Annotated in this window: 18 protein-coding genes, 1 tRNA gene and 1 pseudogene; 9 read left to right on the forward strand and 11 right to left on the reverse strand. The window is 60.3% G+C overall.

Annotated elements, in window-relative coordinates; genetic code table 11:
- Window positions 1-21 precede the first annotated feature (21 nt).
- Together ACIPSK_RS12215 and ACIPSK_RS12220 are read right to left on the reverse strand one after the other, a co-directional pair.
- Window positions 22-411, reverse strand: coding sequence for a DUF302 domain-containing protein (locus ACIPSK_RS12215; protein WP_162116427.1), 390 nt, complete (start codon window positions 409-411; stop codon window positions 22-24).
- A 53-nt stretch (window positions 412-464) separates the two neighbouring features.
- On the reverse strand, window positions 465-839 hold the full coding sequence (locus ACIPSK_RS12220; RefSeq protein ID WP_026154294.1) for an EF-hand domain-containing protein: 375 nt from the start codon (window positions 837-839) through the stop codon (window positions 465-467).
- A gap of 531 nt (window positions 840-1370) precedes the next feature.
- Between ACIPSK_RS12220 and ACIPSK_RS12225 the strand changes: the two genes are divergently transcribed.
- On the forward strand, window positions 1371-1484 hold the full coding sequence (locus tag ACIPSK_RS12225; RefSeq protein ID WP_348642892.1) for a DUF982 domain-containing protein: 114 nt from the start codon (window positions 1371-1373) through the stop codon (window positions 1482-1484).
- Window positions 1485-1581: 97 nt separating this feature from the next.
- On the opposite strand, the gene ACIPSK_RS12230 is transcribed toward ACIPSK_RS12225, so the two are convergent.
- Window positions 1582-2145 (reverse strand): cytochrome b/b6 domain-containing protein, encoded by a 564-nt coding sequence (locus tag ACIPSK_RS12230; RefSeq protein WP_017965672.1) that lies wholly within the window; start codon window positions 2143-2145, stop codon window positions 1582-1584.
- Complete coding sequence (locus ACIPSK_RS12235; protein ID WP_162116428.1) at window positions 2142-2417, reverse strand: PepSY domain-containing protein; 276 nt, start codon at window positions 2415-2417, stop codon at window positions 2142-2144. Before ACIPSK_RS12235 ends, ACIPSK_RS12230 begins: the two co-directional genes overlap by 4 nt.
- Window positions 2418-2547: 130 nt before the next feature.
- Here ACIPSK_RS12235 and ACIPSK_RS12240 point away from each other — a divergent pair, with 130 nt between their 5' ends.
- The 5 genes and pseudogenes from ACIPSK_RS12240 to ACIPSK_RS12260 form a co-directional block, all read left to right on the forward strand.
- Window positions 2548-2895, forward strand: a complete 348-nt coding sequence (locus tag ACIPSK_RS12240; RefSeq protein ID WP_162116429.1) for a PepSY domain-containing protein — start codon at window positions 2548-2550, stop codon at window positions 2893-2895.
- Entirely contained in the window at window positions 2892-3563 is a 672-nt protein-coding gene (locus ACIPSK_RS12245; RefSeq protein WP_017965669.1) for a response regulator transcription factor, read from the forward strand. Before ACIPSK_RS12240 ends, ACIPSK_RS12245 begins: the two co-directional genes overlap by 4 nt.
- Window positions 3560-4939 carry a sensor histidine kinase gene (locus ACIPSK_RS12250; RefSeq protein WP_446532933.1) on the forward strand — a complete coding sequence of 460 codons (1380 nt, stop codon included), beginning with the start codon at window positions 3560-3562 and terminating at the stop codon, window positions 4937-4939. The genes ACIPSK_RS12245 and ACIPSK_RS12250 overlap by 4 nt, the downstream gene beginning before the upstream one ends.
- Window positions 4940-5170: 231 nt before the next feature.
- Window positions 5171-5632, forward strand: a complete 462-nt coding sequence (locus ACIPSK_RS12255) for a hypothetical protein (RefSeq protein ID WP_162116431.1) — start codon at window positions 5171-5173, stop codon at window positions 5630-5632.
- Between the two features lie 80 nt (window positions 5633-5712).
- Window positions 5713-6021, forward strand: a pseudogene (locus tag ACIPSK_RS12260) (IS481 family transposase); the annotation flags it as partial.
- Window positions 6022-6059: 38 nt separating this feature from the next.
- Here the strand turns inward: ACIPSK_RS12260 and ACIPSK_RS12265 are convergent.
- From ACIPSK_RS12265 to xylF, 4 genes are all read right to left on the reverse strand, one after another.
- Window positions 6060-6136 (reverse strand) — tRNA-Arg (locus ACIPSK_RS12265).
- Between the two features lie 207 nt (window positions 6137-6343).
- Entirely contained in the window at window positions 6344-7126 is a 783-nt protein-coding gene (locus ACIPSK_RS12270) for an ATP-binding cassette domain-containing protein (RefSeq protein ID WP_131711977.1), read from the reverse strand.
- 14 nt (window positions 7127-7140) lie between these two features.
- The gene (locus ACIPSK_RS12275) at window positions 7141-8454 is read right to left on the reverse strand and encodes a sugar ABC transporter permease (RefSeq protein WP_162116432.1); all 1314 of its coding nucleotides are present in this window, start codon (window positions 8452-8454) and stop codon (window positions 7141-7143) included.
- A 267-nt stretch (window positions 8455-8721) separates the two neighbouring features.
- Window positions 8722-9762 (reverse strand): D-xylose ABC transporter substrate-binding protein, encoded by a 1041-nt coding sequence (gene xylF / locus ACIPSK_RS12280; RefSeq protein WP_162116433.1) that lies wholly within the window; start codon window positions 9760-9762, stop codon window positions 8722-8724.
- Window positions 9763-9989: 227 nt separating this feature from the next.
- Here xylF and ACIPSK_RS12285 point away from each other — a divergent pair, with 227 nt between their 5' ends.
- Window positions 9990-11240, forward strand: a complete 1251-nt coding sequence (locus ACIPSK_RS12285) for an ROK family transcriptional regulator (protein WP_162116434.1) — start codon at window positions 9990-9992, stop codon at window positions 11238-11240.
- A gap of 362 nt (window positions 11241-11602) precedes the next feature.
- Here the strand turns inward: ACIPSK_RS12285 and iolG are convergent, their stop codons facing one another.
- Entirely contained in the window at window positions 11603-12595 is a 993-nt protein-coding gene (iolG, locus tag ACIPSK_RS12290) for an inositol 2-dehydrogenase (protein ID WP_162116435.1), read from the reverse strand.
- Between the two features lie 425 nt (window positions 12596-13020).
- Here iolG and ACIPSK_RS12295 point away from each other — a divergent pair, with 425 nt between their 5' ends.
- Entirely contained in the window at window positions 13021-13302 is a 282-nt protein-coding gene (locus ACIPSK_RS12295) for a hypothetical protein (protein WP_017965469.1), read from the forward strand.
- On the opposite strand, the gene ACIPSK_RS12300 is transcribed toward ACIPSK_RS12295, so the two are convergent.
- Together ACIPSK_RS12300 and ACIPSK_RS12305 are read right to left on the reverse strand one after the other, a co-directional pair.
- Window positions 13303-13764, reverse strand: a complete 462-nt coding sequence (locus ACIPSK_RS12300) for a hypothetical protein (RefSeq protein ID WP_162116436.1) — start codon at window positions 13762-13764, stop codon at window positions 13303-13305.
- A gap of 161 nt (window positions 13765-13925) precedes the next feature.
- Window positions 13926-14930 carry a LysR family transcriptional regulator gene (locus ACIPSK_RS12305; protein WP_162116437.1) on the reverse strand — a complete coding sequence of 335 codons (1005 nt, stop codon included), beginning with the start codon at window positions 14928-14930 and terminating at the stop codon, window positions 13926-13928.
- A 270-nt stretch (window positions 14931-15200) separates the two neighbouring features.
- Here ACIPSK_RS12305 and chvE point away from each other — a divergent pair, with 270 nt between their 5' ends.
- On the forward strand, window positions 15201-16265 hold the full coding sequence (chvE, locus tag ACIPSK_RS12310; protein WP_162116438.1) for a multiple monosaccharide ABC transporter substrate-binding protein: 1065 nt from the start codon (window positions 15201-15203) through the stop codon (window positions 16263-16265).
- Window positions 16266-16297: the final 32 nt, after the last annotated feature.

Here is a 16297-nt window from a genome sequence, read left to right on the forward strand (position 1 = left end):
GGTGGCCGGAACTCCCAATCGTCAGATCTCGGCGACCGTCTCGGTGAGCATCGAGCGAACCCGGCCTGCCAGACTGGTCAGCATTTCGTTGTCGATAGCCTGCATGGATGCGACCGGATCGATGGCGCTCACCATGACATTGCCGCCACCGACCCCGCGCAGGATGACATTGCACGGCAGCATGGCCCCCACCTTCGGTTCCAGTTTCATCGCCTCGAACGCCATGCGCGGATTGCAGGCTCCGAGGATGAGGTAGTCGTCGATGTCGGCGTCGATCTTCTTTTTCATGGTTGCCTTGACGTCGATCTCCGTCAGAACACCGAACCCGCGCTTGATGAGAGCGGATTTGGTCCTGCCGACCGCATCGTCGAAACTGGTCGCCCAGAGAGTTCTATCGAGCGTATAGGTCATGAGAAGTCTCCTTTAGGCTCCCATGCAACGGCCGGCAAATGCGCGGCGTCCAATCACATGTCTTGCATGAATGCCTGCATTTCTTCAGGTGTAACCTTGCCGTCCTTGTTCGCGTCAACCGCGTTGAAGACGCGTTTGTGGATTGCGGTCAACTCTTCGAAAGAAATTGCACCGTCCCCATCGCTATCAGCGATGGCAAACATGATCTTCACCATATGACCGCGCATTGGCCCCATCATGCGCATTCCTGGGTACATGCCAGATGGCATCATGTTGCCGCCCATCATGCCTGGCATCATTTCCGATCCGTCGGCATCGGGCTTGTCCTCCGACTGGGCCGGGTCTGGACTTTTCGTCTGGGCAGAGGCGATGCCCACGGCACCGAGCAAGGCCAACATAGCGATCGTTGGCAGTTTGAACACGGACATCCTGAATCTCCTTTAAGTGTTGTCCTCCACGAGTTGGAGCTGCCTTTGAGAATAGGATGCCTACTCGCCTCACACATTGCGCTGGATCAACCACTTGTATGGTTCGAGTCATCGAGGTCGGACCGATCGCCTTCGCGCCGCGCCATGACTGCGACGTCAGCCAACTGCGTGCCGAGGAATGAGCGCGGCTGAAGCGACACGGAGGAGCGAGCCGGCTACGGCGAGAACAAGGTAATTTCAGAGTGCGATCGTGCCTGGCTTGATCGATATCAACGTCCATGCCGGTCGAACGCTGTATCCTGACGCCATCAGCCAGCGCCTGATCGTGGTCCGGCCCTCGTAATGATGCCCGCTCGCAAGGCGAAACGTTCAGGAGATCGAGGATGACGTCCCAGAAACAGATTGAAGGAACCTGGTCGCAACCTGTTTTCGTCCAGGTGGGATGAACGTCCCTGAGGCTGTCGGCGGAGCGAGCGAGCGCTCGACTTTCCCGCCAATCGATGGCGTAGAAAACACGCATTCGCGAGAGAGATCTGCGCCGCGGCCGTAAGCGGGAATGTCTCGCAGGAGCCAGCGCGCACGGCTTTCATTCAGGCCGCTGACGAAGCCAGGATGTCCACCTGCGCGGCCCCTGGTCGTTCGTAGACGCCGGGACGAGATCAGCTCGGCAAATGAGCAACAAGTCCTTAACCAGGTGTCTTCCATGGCTTCAGGTCCTACTCGGCCGCGACGCCGATCCAGGTCAATCGGCTCGCTTCCTGCCGGTTACCATCGCTCGGACAAGGTTTTCCCTGTGCTCGATGCTTGCCAGGAGGACGCCAGCGATATGAAGGACGACTAGGCCAAGCGTCACATTGACCAGCAGTTCATGCGCCACTTCCACCCATTCCACTCCCCAGTAGGCGTCCGTCGTCATCATGTACCCGGTTGTGGCAATGCCCGAGATCGCGAGGAGCAGCGCTAACACCATCGCGCCTCCGGCCGGATTGTGGCCGATGTAGCGCTTGGCGCGCATGGCCAGGCTGTCACGCATGAAGCCGAGGGTGGTGATCGGATCGTAGATGAAGTTGGAAAAGCGCGCGTGATGGCTGCCGACGAAGCCCCAGATGATCCGCACGAGCAGGAGACCTACGATGGCGTAGCCCGACAGAATATGCGCCTGTTTCCACTCGTCGCCCGTCAGAAAGGAAAACGCGAACAGGCCCACCAGACCCCAGTGGAACATCCGCACGACCGGGTCCCAGACCCTGATCTTTGGCGGCGAGCCAGCGCCCGCCGCATCCGTATCCATCCTGCGCATGGTCATTCGCTTTCGTTGCCGACCACTGCGCCGGTCTCGGGGTTGAACAGGGTTTCGACCTTCTTGCCCTTCATATCGACGGCGTAGACCTCGTAGCAACTGCCCTCCACCTTGACCCGGCGCACCTTGAGGCCCGCGGCCTTGGCCTTTTCCTTGATGCCGTCCTCGCTCAACCACCTGTCCTTGGAAGCCTGCGTGCAATTCTGACCTTCTTCGGCGCGGGCAACGCCGATCGACGCGGTGGCGAGCAGGAGGGTTGCGAACATGATTTTCTGCATTGGTCATTCTCCATCATCCCAGGAGCGATTTTGCTCATCTGGTCGGCCTCGAACCTATGGGGCGCGACCTGACGGCGACCTGATCGCGATTGTCAGGTTATTGTCATCTTCGATAGGATATTCTTCGACAATGTACCCGCCCCGCACGCTCGCGTTCGTCTGCCTAGTTCTTCTGTGGCCGTTGCTTCCGATATGGAGCGCACATGCCGACGATTTCCCTGCTCGTTCCCGCGAAGCGGATGACCTGCCGTCGCACGAGGACCTTCCTAAACGGGTGCACGAAGGGAAAATCCTGCCTCTGGCCGTACTGAAGGCGAAAGTCCTCGCCAAGTTGCCCGGCGAATTGATCGATATCAGTGTCGATCGGCATGACGATCGCATAATCTACGAGTTCCGGATTCTGAGGGGCGGCGGTCAGGTCACGGAGGTGGAACTGGACGCCGCGTCAGGCAGGATCGTCGAAATCGAGAACGAATGATGCGCCTATTGCTTGCCGAAGACGACCCGCTCATCGCCCGTGACGTGGCCGCCCAGCTCACCAAGGCCGGTTTCAACGTCGTCCACGAGACCGACGGAGAAGCCACCCTGTTCGCCGGCGAGCATGAAGACTTCGCCGCCGTCGTCCTTGATCTGGGTCTGCCGAAGATCGACGGCCTAACGATCCTCAAAAACTGGCGGGCGAACGGTCGTGACATGCCGGTCATCATCTTGACGGCGCGCGGCAACTGGGAGGAGCGCGTCGAGGGGATCAACGCTGGCGCCGACGACTACCTTGGCAAGCCATTCCGCATCGCGGAGCTTCTCGCCAGATTGCACGCAGTCCTGCGCAGATATTCTGGCCATGCCAGTGCGGTCCTGTCTTCAGGTCCCGTTTCCATCGACCCGCGCCGACGCGCGGTGATGGTCGACGGGATGCCTGTGGATGTCACGCCCATGGAGTACAAATGCCTGTCGGTGCTGATGCAGAACCGCGGTCGCGCGATCTCCCAGCTCGAGCTTACCGAGCAGCTTTACACCCAGGATTTTGAACGGGAGAGCAATTCGGTGGAGGTCCTGATCGGACGGCTGAGAAAGAAGCTTGGAAGGAACGCCATCGTCACGCGCCGAGGCTTCGGGTACCAGATAGCATCGGGCGAGGGGACATGAGGTCGCTTCACGGCCGCTTCATCATCACGTCGCTGATAGCTGTGTCGATCTGCCTTGCCGCTGCATCCGTCGCTCTCGTCCAGATCTTTGCGGACAGCTACAGCAAGCGCGTGCAGAACGAGTTGACCGGACACATAAACCGTCTGGCGGCCGTGATCCGCTTCTTGCCGGGAGGCAGGCTGCAGGTGCCCGAGAACCCTCCGGACAATCGTTTCCTGATACCCTATGGGGGGCTCTACTGGCAGATCGACGATCCTGTGGGGAAGACGGAGGTCCGATCTTCCTCGCTCTTCGACTACGTCCTGGCTCTGCCGCAGGATTCACATCCTGTCGGCATCATGCATCAATATCGTCTCTCCGGGCCGGAGGGGAAGGATGTCCTTGTTCAGGAACGCGTGCTGTCGTTGGTCGCACCGGAGGGCACGAGACCCATTCGCATTGCTGTGGCGGTGAATGCCGACGAGGTCGACAGCGCGCGCCTTGGATTTGCTCTCGACATCCTGCCCTATGTCGCCGTTCTTGCCGCGCTCCTCGTGTTGATGTCGATCGGGCAGCTTTGGATCGGATTGAGACCCCTCGACCGCATTGGCCGTGATCTTGAAGCGGTGCGCGACCGGAGGGCCAGCCGACTGGCGGGGGCCTATCCGCGCGAGGTCCAACCGCTCGTCAATCAACTGAACAAACTTCTGGAAAGCCAGGCCGCGGCGATGGAGAAGGCCAGGGGCAGGGCCAGTGATCTGGCTCACGGGCTGAAGACGCCTCTGACCGTTCTCACAAACAACGCGTACTCGCTTCGGGAGAAGGGCGAGGTGGAGATCGCCGATGAACTCGACCATCTTGCCGAGACTATGCTCTCGCACGTCGAGCACGAGCTCGCCCGTGCCCGTATCACCCCGAGCCCTGATCAACGGAGTGGCGATGCCGACGTCGAGAAGATCATCAACGAGACCGTTCGAATGCTCAGACACACTGATGCAGGCGAACGCCTCGCCTGGAAAATAGACGTTGCCAACGGCTTAAGAGTGCCGGTCGACCCGCACGACTTTCGCGAACTTGTGGGAAACCTGCTCGAGAACGCCTGCAAGTGGGCCAGGAGCAGGATAAATGTCAGCGCGGTTCGACAGAATGGCCATTCCCGCCTCGTAATCGAGGACGACGGCCTAGGCGTGTCGCCAGAGAGATTGCCCGATCTTCCGCATCGGGGTGTCCGTCTCGACCGTTTGAAACCCGGCTCTGGTCTGGGTCTTGCCATCGTGTCGGAGATCGCAGCGGTGTACGATCTTGCGCTCAGCCTGGAAAACCGCGTCGAAGGTGGCTTCCGTGCGGAAGTCGTCTTCCCCGACGTCATCGCCCCCGAAAACTCCATTCCAGAGTAGCGGCGACAACATAACATCTTCCGAGGGGATCGACGCCGTATGTCCGCGTTTGCCGACGCGCGAGTATCCTTCATTAAATTGTGCCGTAACTGCGGCCGCGTGGAAACCAATAGGGAGGGGACAATTACCGAATTCGGTAGCAAATGCATGCACGCAATTAGGTAGCAACTGCCACCAGACTTCGGTCTGCTGAACCCCTAGGATCGGTGTGATCCTAGGGGGTAATTGTGCATGGTCCTTGTTGCAGACGAATTGAAGCGGAAACAGGCCGAGATCCGCTTGAGGATTGAGGAGCTGCGGTTGGAGCTCGCCGCGCTGGAGCAGCAGCAGGCCGCTTTCGTCGTCGTCATCCGGACATACGAGCCGGAATATGATCCTGGCACGGAGCCAAGGGTGTTCCGCCGCCGTAGCAAGCGGGACGGATCGAATACCGACGGCGTTTCCGACCTCTTCAGGGACTTCGACCGCAGGGGCTTCGCTCTGCGCACTCTCCGTGAGGCCGGACGGCCGATAACGACGGCGGAGTGCGCCACGGCCTTCGCGCGCGAAACTGGGCTGGGGGATAACCTTTCGCAGGTTCTCGACCAGCTCGCCAGTGTCCTTCCCGAGAGAAGGGTGACAGTTCATACCGGAGACATGGGTTACACTTTTGGCCTTTGCGAGGAGAGCGAAGGTGCCTTGGCAGGAGTGTAACCTTATGGACGAGCGTCTCAAATTCGTTGCACGGGTTCTGGATGGCGAGAAGATAGCGGCGCTGTGCCGTGAGTTCGGCACTGGCTTGCCCGGCAGAGCGCTACCACGCTTCGTCACGCCCCTATCAGGGCCTGCCGGAGATCGACTATCCGTTCCACGACCAGACGGTTACCGTCACAACATGCGGCTGCATCTGCTACAAGCGAAAGAAGATCAATCTCAGCCTGGTCTTCGCCGGGCAGGCCGTTGGAATCAAGCAGGTCGAAGACCATATCTGGCTTGCAAGCTTCATGGATTACGATCTGGGATACTTCGATGACGAGACATGCAGGCTCGAACCACTGCCGAACCCTTTCGGCTCAAAAGTGTTACCTATGTCTCAGGAATAAACCGTAACCCATGTGTCCAGAACGGACCCCCATGTTTGTGGCGCACCCGACAGGATTCGAACCTGTGACCTTTGGAATCGGAATCCAACACTCTATCCAGCTGAGCTACGGGTGCATGCTTGAGGCGGTTTGAATCGCCCGTCCGATGGGTGGTTCTTAGCCTAGCTTGCGGCTGGCTTCAATCGCGAAATTCTCAGAAATACCGGTGCTTGCGCTTTGATGGGTGTTTTTATCCGTCAGCCCCGAGAAAGGTTGCATAAAAACTCCGCCGGCCTTGCGGGCGGCGGAGCTGATTGTCGCGGACTGGTGCCTTGGCGCGCGATCAGATCTGCATGGCGCCGGGGCCGGGGATGGCCTTTGTCGGCACCTTGCCGAGGATGATCATGCCGAGAACTTCGTCCTTGGTCACGTCCTCGGTGCGAGCGTGGCCGACGACCTGGCCGTTCTTCATCACCGAGACGCGGTCGGCGAGGTCGAAGACGTCGTGGATGTCGTGGCTGATGAGGAAGATGCCGATGCCTTCCTTCTTCAGCTGTTTGATCAGCTCGCCGACCTGCGCCGTCTCCTGGGGGCCGAGCGCTGCCGTCGGCTCGTCCATGATCAGGATGCGGGCGTTGAAGAGGATCGCACGCGCGATCGCCACCGATTGCCGCTGGCCGCCCGAGAGCGCCTTCACCGGCTCCTTGAAGCGCTTGAAGTTGGGGTTCAGCCGCCCCATCACTTCGCGAGCCGAGGCTTCCATCGCGACGTCGTCGAGCGTGCCCCAGCGGGTTTTCAGCTCGCGGCCGAGATAGAGGTTGGCGGCGGCGTCGACATTGTCGGCGACGGCGAGCGTCTGGTAGATCGTCTCGATGCCGTATTTCTTGGCATCGCGCGGATTGCGGATGTCGGCCGGCTCGCCGTTGATCAGGATCTCGCCGCCATCGCGCTTGTAGGCGCCGGAGAGGATCTTGATGAGCGTCGATTTGCCGGCGCCGTTGTGGCCGAGCAATGCCACGACTTCGCCGGGGTAGAGATCGACCGAGGCATTGTCCACGGCGTGAATGCCGCCGAAGGAGATCGAGATGTTTTTCAGTTCCACGAGGGGAGTGCGTTGATCAGCCATGTCTGGGGCTCCTCTCACTTGGCACGGGCGCGGTAGACGGTGTCGAGCCAGACCGCCACGACAAGGACGGTACCGACGACGACGCTCTGCAGCGGCGTGTCGACATGCGCAAGCACCATGCCGGATTGCAGCGACTGCATGACGAGCGCGCCGAGCATGGCGCCGGCGATCGTGCCGGTGCCGCCTGCCAGCGACGTTCCGCCGATGACGGCGGCGGCGATGGTGTAAAGCTCGTCGAGCGTGCCCTGCGAGTTCGTAGCGGCATTGAGGCGGGCGGTGGAAATCGCCGCTGCTATGGCCGCGAGAATGCCCATCAGCGCGAAGATGCGCACGGTGACCCAGCGGGTCTTGATACCGGCGAGCTCGGCCGCTTCGGGGTTGCCGCCGATCGCGAAGACATAGCGGCCGAAGCGCAGCCGTGTGGCGATGAAGGTCATGATGATGCCAACGACGATGGCGATCAGCACCGGCACGGCGATGCCGTAGGGGATATCCAGGCCGGTTTCGGGCCAGGGGACATTGTTGGCTTCCGCATAGCGCTTGGCGATGTTGATCGGCCAGTAATAGCTGTTGGCGATTGAGACAGCGCCGAGGATCAACACGCAGCTCAGAATGGCGAGGAAATATTCCGCCCAGATCGGCCGGCGCGGAAAGCCGAAGCGGCGGCGCTGATGGCGCGAGCCGATGATGCTGGCAATGACGAAGAGGCAGGCGGCGATACCGACGATCCAGCTCCAGGTGGCGCCGATCGAGCCTTCCGCGCCGCCGCCCATGATGCGGAAGGTCTGGTCCATCGGGGCAACCGTCTGGCCGCTTGTGACGAGCCAGGTTGCGCCGCGCCAGACGAGCAGGCCGCCGAGCGTGACGATGAAGGAGGGAACGTTGAGGAAGGCGATGATGATGCCCTGGAAGGCGCCGATCAGGCAGCCTGCCGCCAATCCGACCAGCAGCGTGATCGCCCAGGTGAAGGGGCTGTCGAAGCCGATATATTCCGGCAGGATCTTGGCCTGCGTCACGCCCATGATCATGCCGCAGAGGCCGAGCACGGAACCGACCGACAGGTCGATATTGCGGGTGACGATGATCAGCACCATGCCCGTCGTCATGACCGCGATGTCGGTCGTCTGGACCGAGAGGTTCCAGAGATTGCGCGGGGTCAGGAAGAGGCCGCCGGTGATGATGTGGAAACCGATCCAGATGATGATGAGCGCGCCGATCATGCCGAGCAGACGCGTGTCGATCTCGGTGGCGCGGAAGAAGCGGGTCACCGGACTGGCTTCCGCCGCTCGCGGTCCGCTTGATGTTGTGGATTTTACCATTTCGGCCATGGGTTTGCCGTTCCCCCATTTTTGTTTGGACGGACGCGCCGGAGTGCTAGAGGCTGCCATCGGCGTCATGCGTCTGTTCTTCAACTCACCATCGTGATGCTTCCGGAAACCGATCGCGTGGCGTCGCGACACCCTTCCGGCAGGGAATGAAAACCCGCGATGGTGCGGCGAGGCGGAGAAAACTTCGTCGTTGGAATTCTCATCCGCATCCGGCGCCGCAACGGTGTTCCGTTGCGGCGCCGGCAATTCCAGTTTACAAGCCTGAGCTTACTTGCAGGCAGCGACGCTGTCGGCCTTGACGCCCTGGCACGCTTCCGCCTTGGAGATCCAGCCGGCGTCGATGACGACGTTCAGGTTTTCCTTAGTGATAGCAAGCGGTTTCAGGAAGACAGACTGCATTTCGACGCCCTTGGGGCCGCCCTTGAAAGCTTGGGCGCCGTCGATCTTGCCCATGTCCTTGCCGCCGGCGAGGTCGAGAGCGACTTCAGCGGCGCGCTTGCCGAGTTCGCGGCTGTCCTTCCAGACGGAAACCGTCTGCGTGCCGAGAGCGATGCGGTTGAGGGCTGCCTTGTCACCGTCCTGGCCGGAAACCGGAACGGAGCCGGCGAGGCCCTGTGCGTCGAGAGCAGCGATCGCGCCACCGGCGGTGCCGTCATTCGAGGCGACGACGGCGTCAACCTTGTTGTTGTTGGCGGTCAGGAACTGCTCCATGTTGCGCTGAGCGTTCTCCGGCAGCCAGCCGTCGGTATAGGCCTCGCCGACATTCTTGATCTTGCCGGCGTCGATGGCGGCCTTCAGGACTTCCTGTTGGCCCGAGAACAGGAAGTCGGCGTTCGGATCGGAAGACGAACCCTTGATGAAGACGTAATTGCCTTCCGGCTTGGCCTTGAAAACGCCCTCAGCCTGCAGGCGGCCGACTTCCTTGTTGTCGAAGGTGATATAGAAAGCAGCCGGGTTTTCGATCAGGCGGTCGTAGCCGACGACGGGGATGCCTTCAGCGGCGGCCTTTTCGATCGCTGGGCCGATGGCGTCGGAGTCCTGGGCGAGAATGATCAGCGCGTTGGCGCCCTGCGAGATCAGCGATTCGACGTCGGTAAGCTGCTTTGCGGCAGAAGACTGCGCGTCAGCGGAAATATACTTGGCGCCCTTGGCTTCGAGAGCCTTCTTGATGGCGGCTTCGTCCGTCTTCCAGCGTTCTTCCTGGAAATTCGACCAGGAAACACCGACGACGAGGTCGGCAGCCATGGCAGCGGTATGCACGGAAACGAGGATGGCAGCACCTGCCATCAATTTCAAAATAGACTTCATAATGTCCTCCCGAGTGGATTGCGACCGGCCCAGCCCATGCTTCCTCCGGCCACCGCGAATAGCTGTTGAGAAAGGTTCAGATTTTTTTCTCGACAGTCGAGAAATTTAGTGTCAGAGATTTTTTCAACTGTCAACACTGCACTGCCAGCTTAATTTCCTTGCGAAACATCGGCTGGAGATGCAGTGGAAACCAAGGGAAGAGCAAGCAGGAGGAGAGGGCGGCATTCATGCTGACCAAGTCGAGCACGGAGCTGGTCCGGCAGAGAAACAGCGTGCTCGTGCTGTCCGTGCTGCGTCGCCACGGTGCGCTCGCGCATACCGAAATATCCGATTCCACCGGGCTGTCATCGGCCACCATTTCGGCGATCACCACTGAGCTGGAAAAAGCCCAGATCATCGAAAAATCAGAACAGCAGCCGGCAAGCGGCCGCGGCCGGCCGCGCGTGCTGCTGCGCCAGCGGCGCGATTGCGGCTATCTCATCGTCGTCATCATCTCCTCGGATGCGGTGCAATATTCGCTGGTCGATTATGCCGGCAAGCTGATCGATCGCTTCAGCGAGGAACGTTCGCATGATCCGGCGGGTGCCGTGCGCTTCGTCGCGGCAGTGCGGGCCGGGCTTTTGCGCATTCTCGATCGTTCGAAGATCAGCCAAGAAAAGGTGCTGCTGATCTCGATCAGCAGCAAGGGGCTGGTCAATTCCACCGAGCCGGTTCTCGTCTGGTCGCCGATCTTCGGCAGCGACCAGATCGATTTCGAATCGGCACTCCGGCCGGAATGGCAGGCCAAGGTGATCCTCGACAACGAGACGCTGCTGGTCGCAGCCGCGCTCGGCGCGCGTGAGGAGATGGTAAAGGGTGCTGATTTCCGCTCGCTCGCAGCCCTTTCGCTTGGCCACAGCGTCGGTCTCGGCATCGTCAGGCGCGGGAACCAGACAGGCCAGGAGATATCGGCGCCCAATTTCGGGCACATGCTGCACATGGCCAATGGTGGGCTCTGCCGCTGCGGCACGCGCGGTTGCATCGAGGCCTATGCCGGTTTCTACGCGATCCTACGCAGCGCCTTCGAGGTGCCGCTCGATACGATTCCGGCAAAGTTCGTGCCGGTGGCGGAACTCGACAAGATCGCCGCAAAGGCGCGCCAGGGCCACCGCGTCTCCGCCTTCGCCTTTCGCCAGGCGGGGCTGGCGCTCGGCAACGGCCTGTCGCGCATGCTGAGCCTAACGGAGCGCATGCCGATCGCCATCACCGGGCCGGGCACGCGTTATTACGACCTGCTTCGGCAAGGGATAGAAGAGGGGCTGGGGCAGTCGCATATTGTGCGCATGGAAGGCATGCCCGAGATCAGGGTAGTGGCCGACGAGCAGATCCTCGTCTTCGAAGGACATTTGAACCGGGCGCTGTCGGTGATCGACGAGGATATCGTTGTTTCGGGCGTTCAGGGAGCCCAGGTATCCGCGATTATTCAGGAATCGGGTTGAGGGTCTCTTTCAACCGACGTGCGGTGATTGCAGCAGCAACGGGCTCGTCGGTAGTATCTGGTAGTATGCGACTTTGAGGGGCGTGCCGTGTGGCACCCCCCTCGGGCCTGCCGGCCATCTCCCCCACAGGTGGGGAGATCACAAGTGGCTTGAACTTCGTGCCCATCTATTGTTTCGCCGTGCTGGATGCTGATTGTAGGGGAAGCCGATGCGTCCAGCCAATCTCCCGCCTGTGGGGAAGATGGCCGGTAGGGCAGAGGGGCGCGCAACACGCACGTCGCCCTTTGAATATCTGCAAAACGCGAAATGGCCGGGCGTGCGCCCGGCCATCTCATGCATGGCGTCCGGCCGGGAGAGGGCCGTCAGCCGATCTTGATGAGCTTGCCTTCCTTGACGGACTGAACCGCGGCATCGGCGAGTGCCAGCGCTGCGAGACCGTCGGCGCCGGAAGGCGAGATCTTCGAACCCTTCTCGATCGCGGCGATGAAGCTGGCGATCTCGTTGGCATAGGCTTCGGTATAGCGGGTCATGAAGAAATCGTGCAGCGGCGGGCGGGTATAGCCGTCGCCGTTTGCGACTTCGATGGAGACCGGGCGCTGGTTTTCGGCCGAGACCAGGCCCTTGGAGCCATGTGCTTCGATGCGCTGGTCGTAGCCATAGGTGGCGCGGCGGGAGTTGGATATGACGGCCTGCTTGCCGGATTTCGTCTGCAGGATCACCGAGACGCTGTCATAGTCACCGGCTTCGCCGATCGCCTTGTCGACGAGAACTGCAGCGGTCGCGAAAACCGACACCGGTTCTTCGCCGAGCAGGAAGCGAGCCATGTCGAAATCGTGGATCGTCATGTCGCGGAAGATACCGCCGGAGCGCTTGATATAGTCGACCGGCGGGGCGCCGGGGTCGCGCGAGGTGATCGTCACCATCTCGACATCGCCGATCTTGCCTTCGTCGATGACTTTGCGCACCGCCATGAAATGTGGGTCGAAACGGCGGTTGAAGCCGACCATCAGCTTGGCGCCGGTCTCTTCCACTACCTTGATGCAGGCCTTGACGCGGGCAACGTCGAGATCGATCGGCTTTTCGCAGAAGATCGCCTTCCCGGCGCGGGCGAAACGCTCGATCAGGTCGGCATGTGTATCCGTCGGCGTGCAGATGACGACGGCATCTATATCCTTGGCTGCCTCGATCGCGTCGATGGTGCGGACCTCGCAGCCATAGGCGGAGGCGATTGCTTCGGCAGCCTGCGGAACGGCGTCTGCGACCGCGACGAGCGTCGCATTGGCGCCGCCGCTGACGGCTTTTGCATGGACCTTGCCAATGCGGCCGGCGCCGAGAAGACCAAATCTCACTGTCATTTTAACCTCCCTTGAATTCGGAACAAATAAACCGAATTGTCAAAATTCTGGAATTTTCATTCCATCTTCTGTGAACCACGTCAAGCCCGCGGATCTTTCACATTTGCAAGATTCGAACCAGAGCCTGCCCCAGTCGGATTGAAGTGTTCTGCCAGAGCAGATTTTGGTCAGTGCGGAGCCGGTCGCCTCTGATCCTGGCGGAAAGATGCCCGGCCCTTCAGCCAAGAGAATACTTTAATCTGACCAGGAAAGGCCCTAGAACAGAATGATTTTAGGCCGGTCGGCCTAAAATCTGAATCCTGTCCTGCATTATATAGTTAAGCATGACGTCGTCCGAAAACCGCTTACACTTTTCGGCATCATGCTCTAGAGACAATCGCGGCACGGGCCGACGGCCGTGCGACAAATGCGACCGCGGGGCAGGAATGAAACTCATCGATCCGAATCATCCGGCATATCGGCGCCTCTGGGTGCGGATTGCCATCGTTGCCGTCTGCTTCGGTTGGGCCGTGGTCGAACTTGTCACCGGCGATCCGTTCTGGGCGGTGCTGGCCGGCGGGGCGGGCGCCTATTCCTTCTATATGCTGTTCTGGACCTTCAACCCGCAGCCTCCTGCCATCGAGCCGCCCGTGCAGCCTGACGCCGAGGACGAAGGCGAACCCGTGGCGGCCGCTGAAAAACTTTCGAAGGACGGGCAGGCGGAATAGTCAGCGGCTCAATCGCCGCAGCGCTTCGTCGATCAGCAGATTGGCCAGCATCATGCGCTTCGTCGCGTTGTCACGGAAGGGCAATTCTACGCCATCGGGATGATTGGCGCGCGCGAAGGCGCGGCGCTTCTCGCGGAGTGTCAGCAGCGTATCGGCGGCGGAAATCGCCAGTTCTTCAGCAACCTCCTGCGGAGTCGTGCGCACGAGATGATCCGGCATGATGGGCTCGGGTGGAGGCGCAGGCGCCGGTTTCTCCACGACCCCAGCGACAGCATCGAGTTCCAGATTGTCGAAATAGGCCTGGCCAACGCGCTGCGAGGCGACTGAGACGCCCGCCATCACATCGAAGGCAAGCCCGGTGCCGAGACCGGAGACACGATGGGCCGCCGGGGCTTCGGTCGTCTCATCCTCCGCCATCAGCCGCTCGAGGACTGATTGAAATACCGACTGTCCGAACAGCATCCCGCCTTCCTTGAGAGCATCTCCGTTTTTTCTTCGAATCACGGAAATGCTCTATCTTTTTGTTCGCGCAATTCCGGACGTTAAAATCGCTGCACAGTTTTGCTGGAATTGCTCCAGGCGCATTAAAGAAGAGCAAGATGGCGCAGGGCTTGCGGCTGTCGTCAGCCGGCCTGCTTGTGGCTCTCCTCGATGATGATGTCGTAGAGCAGCCGTGCACTCGGCGGCAGCGCCCGTTCCCTGGCCGTGATCATGCTGTAGGGTTTGACGTTGATGTCGAAATCGATCGGCAGCATGCGCACATCAGAGGCATTCGAGCCCTGGCTGGCAAGGAACTGGGCGACGTCGACGGCAACGGGAGCGATCGCATCGGTTTCGCAGATGATGGCGCAGGTCAGAAGCAGCGAGGAGGTGTTGACGATGTTTTCGGGCAGCGCCACGCCACGCGACAGGAAAACGTCCTCGATCGTGCGGCGCAGCAGCGTGCCCGGCGGCTGGAACACCCAGTCGTAGTCCCTGACGTCGGAGAGGCTGCTCGTCTTCTGCTTCATGAGCGGATGGCGGCTGCGCACGATCAGGCAGGCGCGCTCGATACCGATCTCCGTCACCTCGAACAGGCGCGGGTTGAGATCATCGGGAATGCGACCGATGATGAAGTCGTGGCGGGCGGCGAGCAGCTCGCGGGCAAGCACGTTGCTCGTCTCCACCTGGATGTTGATCTCAATGCCGGGATAGGCTTTGCGCACCTTGTTGATTGCCGGCACGACGAGGCTCATGGCCGGTGCGGTCACTGCGCCGATGAAGACCGACCCGCCCTTGCCGCTTTTCAATTCCCCGATCTCGCGGCTCGCCTCGCGCAGCTCCAGAAGGATCTTCCGAGCCCTTCGGGCAAGCGCTGCGCCGAAGGTCGTCAGCACGACGCCGCGGGCCACGCGCTCATAGAGCGACGTCTTGGTGATCGATTCCATTTCGGACAACATGCGCGACGCGGCAGGCTGCGAAATGTTCAGGACTTCCGCAGCTGCGGAAATCTGTCCACTATCTTCGATTGCGATGATCATGCGCAGGTGATTCAGCTTAAGTCCTGCACGCAAAAGGCCGTCATCGCCGAAATTATCGCTGTGGATATCGACGTGATCCATCAAAAATGGCTCAGAAATAGCCGTCATGGTTGCAGCCTCCTCGCTGCGCTCCATCAAAAGTAATACTTTTTAACGATATACCAAAATTGTTATGCACGTTAGCACTTATTCTATTTGACAGTTATAGGAATCCATACCAGTTTGCCGCCGTGTGCTGGTTGGCACTCAACACGTGTGAGATCGTGGAGGAGACCTACTTCGTTTCTCACCATCTGAAGTAACTATCCAATACGGAACCTGCCACAGTTTCGGGGCGGGCGATTTTTCGTCCGCTGCTTATTAACAAGGGAGAGAGAAATGAAATCCATTATCTCATTGATGGCTGCGGCTGCCTTCGGCGTCGCTTCGTTCGTTGCACCGGCTCTGGCCGCGGATAAGGGCACCGTCGGTATTGCGATGCCGACCAAGGCTTCTGCCCGCTGGATCGATGACGGCAACAACATCGTCAAGCAGCTGCAGGCTGCCGGTTACGGCACTGACCTGCAGTATGGCGACGACGACATTCCGAACCAGCTTTCGCAGATCGAAAACATGGTCACCAAGGGTGCCAAGGTTCTCGTCATTGCTTCGATCGACGGCACGACGCTTTCCGACGTTCTCCAGAAGGCACATGACGCCGGCATCAAGGTCATCGCTTACGACCGCCTGATCCGCGATTCGGGCAACGTCGACTACTACGCCACTTTCGACAACTTCCAGGTCGGCGTTCTGCAGGCCGGCTCCATCGTTGACGGCCTCGGCCTCAAGGATGGCAAGGGCCCGTTCAACATCGAACTGTTCGGCGGCTCGCCTGACGACAACAACGCCTTCTTCTTCTATGATGGCGCAATGTCCGTCCTGCAGCCCTACATCGACAGCGGCAAGCTCATCGTGAAGTCCGGCCAGACCGGCATGGACAAGGTCGGCACGCTGCGTTGGGATCCGGCAACGGCCCAGGCCCGCATGGACAACCTGCTCTCGGCCAACTACACCGACGCCAAGGTCGATGCCGTTCTGTCGCCTTACGACGGTCTGTCCATCGGTATCATCTCCTCGCTGAAGGGCGTTGGTTACGGTACTGCGGCTCAGCCGCTCCCGATCGTCACCGGTCAGGACGCTGAAATCCCGTCGGTCAAGTCGATCATCGCTGGCGAACAGCACTCGACGATCTTCAAGGACACCCGCGAACTCGCCAAGGTCACTGTTGCCATGGTCGACGCCGTCATGTCCGGCAAGGAGCCTGAGGTCAACGACACGAAGACCTACGACAACGGCGTCAAGGTCGTCCCGTCCTATCTGCTGAAGCCGGTTGCCGTCGACAAGACCAACTACAAGCAGATCCTCGTCGACAGCGGTTACTACTCTGAAGACAAGCTGAAGTAATGAGAAGGACCGGAACCCGCGCTTGCGGGTTC

This window comes from Rhizobium sp. LARHSG275, assembly GCF_052871115.1.

Bases quoted from the DNA above. Each gene is read 5' to 3' on its own strand.
- ACIPSK_RS12215 (WP_162116427.1), bottom strand. From the start codon at position 411: ATGACCTATACGCTCGATAGAACTCTCTGGGCGACCAGTTTCGACGAT.
- ACIPSK_RS12220 (WP_026154294.1), bottom strand. From the start codon at position 839: ATGTCCGTGTTCAAACTGCCAACGATCGCTATGTTGGCCTTGCTCGGT.
- ACIPSK_RS12230 (WP_017965672.1), bottom strand. From the start codon at position 2,145: ATGACCATGCGCAGGATGGATACGGATGCGGCGGGCGCTGGCTCGCCG.
- ACIPSK_RS12235 (WP_162116428.1), bottom strand. From the start codon at position 2,417: ATGCAGAAAATCATGTTCGCAACCCTCCTGCTCGCCACCGCGTCGATC.
- ACIPSK_RS12240 (WP_162116429.1), top strand. From the start codon at position 2,548: ATGTACCCGCCCCGCACGCTCGCGTTCGTCTGCCTAGTTCTTCTGTGG.
- ACIPSK_RS12245 (WP_017965669.1), top strand. From the start codon at position 2,892: ATGATGCGCCTATTGCTTGCCGAAGACGACCCGCTCATCGCCCGTGAC.
- ACIPSK_RS12250 (WP_446532933.1), top strand. From the start codon at position 3,560: ATGAGGTCGCTTCACGGCCGCTTCATCATCACGTCGCTGATAGCTGTG.
- ACIPSK_RS12255 (WP_162116431.1), top strand. From the start codon at position 5,171: ATGGTCCTTGTTGCAGACGAATTGAAGCGGAAACAGGCCGAGATCCGC.
- ACIPSK_RS12270 (WP_131711977.1), bottom strand. From the start codon at position 7,126: ATGGCTGATCAACGCACTCCCCTCGTGGAACTGAAAAACATCTCGATC.
- ACIPSK_RS12275 (WP_162116432.1), bottom strand. From the start codon at position 8,454: ATGGCCGAAATGGTAAAATCCACAACATCAAGCGGACCGCGAGCGGCG.
- xylF (WP_162116433.1), bottom strand. From the start codon at position 9,762: ATGAAGTCTATTTTGAAATTGATGGCAGGTGCTGCCATCCTCGTTTCC.
- ACIPSK_RS12285 (WP_162116434.1), top strand. From the start codon at position 9,990: ATGCTGACCAAGTCGAGCACGGAGCTGGTCCGGCAGAGAAACAGCGTG.
- iolG (WP_162116435.1), bottom strand. From the start codon at position 12,595: ATGACAGTGAGATTTGGTCTTCTCGGCGCCGGCCGCATTGGCAAGGTC.
- ACIPSK_RS12295 (WP_017965469.1), top strand. From the start codon at position 13,021: ATGAAACTCATCGATCCGAATCATCCGGCATATCGGCGCCTCTGGGTG.
- ACIPSK_RS12300 (WP_162116436.1), bottom strand. From the start codon at position 13,764: ATGCTGTTCGGACAGTCGGTATTTCAATCAGTCCTCGAGCGGCTGATG.
- ACIPSK_RS12305 (WP_162116437.1), bottom strand. From the start codon at position 14,930: ATGACGGCTATTTCTGAGCCATTTTTGATGGATCACGTCGATATCCAC.
- chvE (WP_162116438.1), top strand. From the start codon at position 15,201: ATGAAATCCATTATCTCATTGATGGCTGCGGCTGCCTTCGGCGTCGCT.